This is a genomic window from Paenibacillus sp. P4_A7, assembly GCF_056402455.1.
This window is the reverse complement of the sequence record NZ_JBFUHJ010000465.1, coordinates 1-4,307: the sequence shown is the minus strand read 5'-3', so window position 1 is coordinate 4,307 and position 4,307 is coordinate 1. Positions and strand designations below refer to the sequence as shown.

At 43.4% G+C, this 4,307-nt stretch carries 3 protein-coding genes; all 3 read right to left on the bottom strand.

The genetic code is table 11. The annotated features are described in order from the left end of the window. On the bottom strand, positions 1-399 hold a 399-nt coding region (locus tag AC1DWN_RS28920; RefSeq protein ID WP_477562336.1), incomplete at its 3' end, for a PhnD/SsuA/transferrin family substrate-binding protein. A 374-nt stretch (positions 400-773) separates the two neighbouring features. Continuing rightward, positions 774-3,206: a glycoside hydrolase family 38 N-terminal domain-containing protein gene (locus tag AC1DWN_RS28915; RefSeq protein ID WP_477562335.1), complete on the bottom strand. Its 2,433-nt coding sequence runs from the start codon at positions 3,204-3,206 to the stop codon at positions 774-776. Positions 3,207-3,629: 423 nt separating this feature from the next. Further along, a partial coding sequence (locus tag AC1DWN_RS28910) for an MFS transporter (RefSeq protein ID WP_477562334.1) occupies positions 3,630-4,307 on the bottom strand: 678 nt, incomplete at its 5' end.

The window sequence follows — 4,307 nt, the reverse complement described above, 5'->3', positions numbered from 1 at the left end:
GTCCAGCGTACCCGATTCACCGGAGTTCACGACGAGCGGAACTAGATTGTCGTTCTTCTTCTTGGCTTCGACGTACGAGGTCGCGCCCATGTAGGCAATATCCGCACTGCCGTTGGTCAGCGCTTCGATCGAAATAATATAATCTGTTGTGGTGAAGTGCTCCACTTTCTTACCCGTCGCTTCCTCGATCATCTTACTGATCGCGTCGCGAGTTTCCTGTAAATCCCCACTTGATTCGTTCGGCTGCCAAGCGATTGTAATCGTCTGCTTGGAATCACCTTTTCCTTTATTGCTGCTGCCGTTCTTAGCACCGGAGTCATTCCCACCGTTTCCTGCGTTCGAGCATGCTGAGAGCAGCAGGACAAGAATAAGACTCGCGAATAGCATTCGCCGTTTCATTGGATCACCTGTTCTTTCTATTTATTGGAATCGTACCGGTCTGGCCGCTTAAGGACGGACAGCCTAACCGTTCTACCTCCAATAATAAGGTTGTATTGTAAGGTCAAAATCAATTACAACTTAAGATATTGTAATGAAAACGTTTACTAACTACCGACTTACTAACACGATTGCAAATCTCACGATTTCTTTCATTTTGGTTTTAACATTACAATGACAAACGGAATATTCCATAAAAAGAAGTAACGAATAACATCGATTATAGATCGGGTATAAATTGGGGCTGACAGAATTGAATTGGAGCGTGGCGTATGCAAATAAAAAAAGAGCCAAACGCTTTAGCGTGGCTCTCTTTTCTTAGCAATATAATTTCCTTACTTCACTCTATAAGCTAAAATTCCTGAATTTTGACTGCGACATGCTTCAAGAGCCGCTACCGGTTGCTTACATCCTTCTCCCCAGGTTACAAAATAACGGAATTCATAAAACCCGCCCAGCGTTGCCCGGAAATTGGTCTCCCAATAATTATTCATCGGCCATGAGTACAAATGAGCCGGATCTTCTTGCATACGCTCATCGCCTTGCAGGAGTCGAAACTCATGGCGGAGCGAGCCCAATTGCATAAGTGGTGTATCTGGCATCGCAATCGCTACGCCCATATCCTCCGTAATATAAGCCGCACCTTCATCGACACAGTAATAATCAATTAAGCTGCCAGGCAACTGGTCAATGCGCGCTCGGACTGGCGCTTGCAGCTTATCGATCCACAACTCCTGCTTGCCCGCCTCGATTGGTGCTCCGAACGGAAGTGAAATGTAAATATTTTCTGGATCCCAAATGCTATCCTTGTGCATGCGCACCGCTACATCGATACGTGGCTTATCCGCGTAGCCTGTAACAAGTAGGGAATAGTGTGAACAGCCCCCAACCGCATAAGTGAGCTGGACCGTTGTATAGACTTCACCTTTGTCCACAACCTCGGCTTTAGTCAATACGCCAACCGATACTTGTGCATCCGGCCCTTTGCGATTGCGTCCCATTATGCGACGAATATTATTCATCTCTTCGACTTTAGCTGCTTTTGTCACGTCATAGACGGGACTGAAAGCATGATGATTCCGATCCGAGCGAAGCAATTCCTTCCCAGTTTGCTTATCCTTCCAAGACGTAATTCCGTCACCCATTTCCCATTCAATTCTAGCGAAYGGAGTATCCATAGACGTGTAGGTCACATGTAAAGCAGATGATTGAATAGGTTCCTCAATATCAATAATGCCATCTGAACCTAATAAGTCCGTTCCAAAAGCAGTTACATTTTTCGGTTTATTCACCGGACGAATGAGCAAGGTCCGCTCTTCTCCAGGCAAAAGTGTAACAGGAACGGTAACGATCACTCCTCTAGGAGCCACTCTTAACTGAGCAGAATAAACCTGTCCGCTCTCTACATCAACGACTTCGAAGCCATCCTTGATTTCGACATGATGCCAAGACTCCATAATGAAATGGGCATAATCCTCTTGCACATAAGAATACGGGTTGTGAATTCGGAACTGCAGCGGGCGATCGGGAGCCAGTAAAGCATCGCCCTTTGCTTCCAAAATGTCATATAGCGCTGTATGGGCAAGCGTGCTTGCATTGGCAGCAAAGGCATCTTTACGGACTCCAAGCTCTTGGACGAACGGGTTCCATGGCTCTGAGACAGAGGAGTGATAGCCCCATGTGTGCTCAGCGAACAACACCAGCTCGTCTTCCATCCGCTTGAATGCATCCGCATCAATAATCTCGCAATTCGGGTCCAAGCGTTTCACTTTCTCATATACCCGCTGCGCTTCTCGAAACACTTGTACATGCATCGGTGTCGATCCTGTTCCATCGGTCCACCAATCCGGCCAATCACCGCGATACACCGGGATCTCTTCTTCAGAGCTGCGTACTTCAGCGAAGAAATCATCCAACGTAGCAGATTGAATGCGAATCTCCTCACCATGCTTCGCATTCCACTCGTTAATAAACGCCATCATCTGTACATTAGGAGATCCATTATCCGTTGGCAAACCGGACAGCATGACCGGCACAAATGGATAAGGATGGCCATCTTGCTCCAGTCGATCTAGGTAGCGACGGATTCGGATTTCTGCTTGCTCGAAGGTAACGCCGTTTGAAATAACCATTTCGTCGCGAATCGTATACGAACCGCCCAAACCTGGCATAATGCCCAAATCATTGCCGAACACATAGTGCTCACCGCTCCAGATGAGAATACGTTCACCACCGGGCGTCTCCCACCAGAATGGCGTTTGCTTCTTCCGCAGCGGGAACATCGAATGATGCGTATGAATGCAGGTGATCATATTTTTGATTCCCATGTCTGCCAGCACTTGCCCATAGCCCCAGCCAAAGCCCGTTATATCTGCCGTCATCGCAGATTCGACCTTCACATTAATAGATTGTGCATACTCCCGAATCCGCTTCAGCGTCGCTTCAAGTAGTTCTTTTCCTACCAATTCACTCATATTCAAATACGTGCCGGACAAACCGATATCTCCGCTGTGAATCGCTTCTGCTAGCTCTGCTTGCTCCTGGACTGTCGCTTTTTTTAGAAAGGCTTCAATCGGCCAAAATGTTTCACAAACCCACTTATACCCTTTCCAATCCGGACGGTTTCCCGAACGAATCTCACGAATGATTTGCAGTGCTTGACGGATAAAACCAACGTGATACTGTTTAATTTTCTCTTGACGTTCGGTATAACCGACATCCGTATGTGAATGCTGGATCGCATAGATCGTCCACTGTTTATGTTTCATTTTGATTAATCTCCTTCTGTCTTGTGATTTTTGTGTATGATACATCTTCGACATACATAGCAGCAATTCGTTCAGAGGCAATGGACAGGTCTATTAGTGATTGAGTATTCTTTTATGATAAACTCCCAAATAATATTAGTATTTGAACTAACAAGACTTAATTTTGCACTATGTGGACACTATGATAAATAATTGGAGAAACGATAAATATACCAATATCATCATTTTTGTTTAATTACGAATTATATGATGTATAATTGATTACAATAAAAAAAAGAGCGCAGATGCTAGTAACATCTACGCCCTGGGTTCACATCCGCTTTAAGAGAAGTTAGTTTGAACAGCCGGTTAATGGATAGACCGAACCTGTCGCAGGGGGCGGTCTATAGCTGGGAAGACTCCGAATTTACGTTGTTAAACATTTTACGCATTTAATTCGGCTGTTTCAACTAAAGATTTTTTGTTTTTCTTTACTAATATTCTAAAGATTAAAGTCATTAAGATACCGATAATACCTCCGCATGCACAAAAGATAAAGTAGGCGTTATAACCACCGTTAGCTCCGAATGTTTTAAACAACACAATATTTGCAATTGGCATTAAAATATCTGGTAGATAGCCTATAAAGGATATTACACCGATAGCAAGACCAAGTATCTTTACATCAATCTTAATATCACCAAGTAACGACCAGTAAAGACCTCTAACCGTATAAATCATTAATCCAATTAGTACTACCAGGACATTAAAGTAGATGTGAGGCATCGTAATTGGTAATACTGATATAGCAATTAAAAAAATGGCAGATAACCCTAGGGACGTTATTAAAATGCTACTCTTCCCAAACTTATCACCTAAAAATCCACCTAAAAATCCACCAATCGGCCRCATCCAAAGCATTAATACAGTAATTTTACCTACAGCTGCTGCATCAATTTTTATATTCGTTTGTAAAAATCCACCTTGATAATACACTGCCCATGTCATAATATATGACATAAATATTATACCACCTAGTAGMCAGACAAACTTATTACCAAAAATTTCTTTGAAGTCTTTAACATTAACTTTATTATTAGTTTCTATTTTAAATGAAGATTC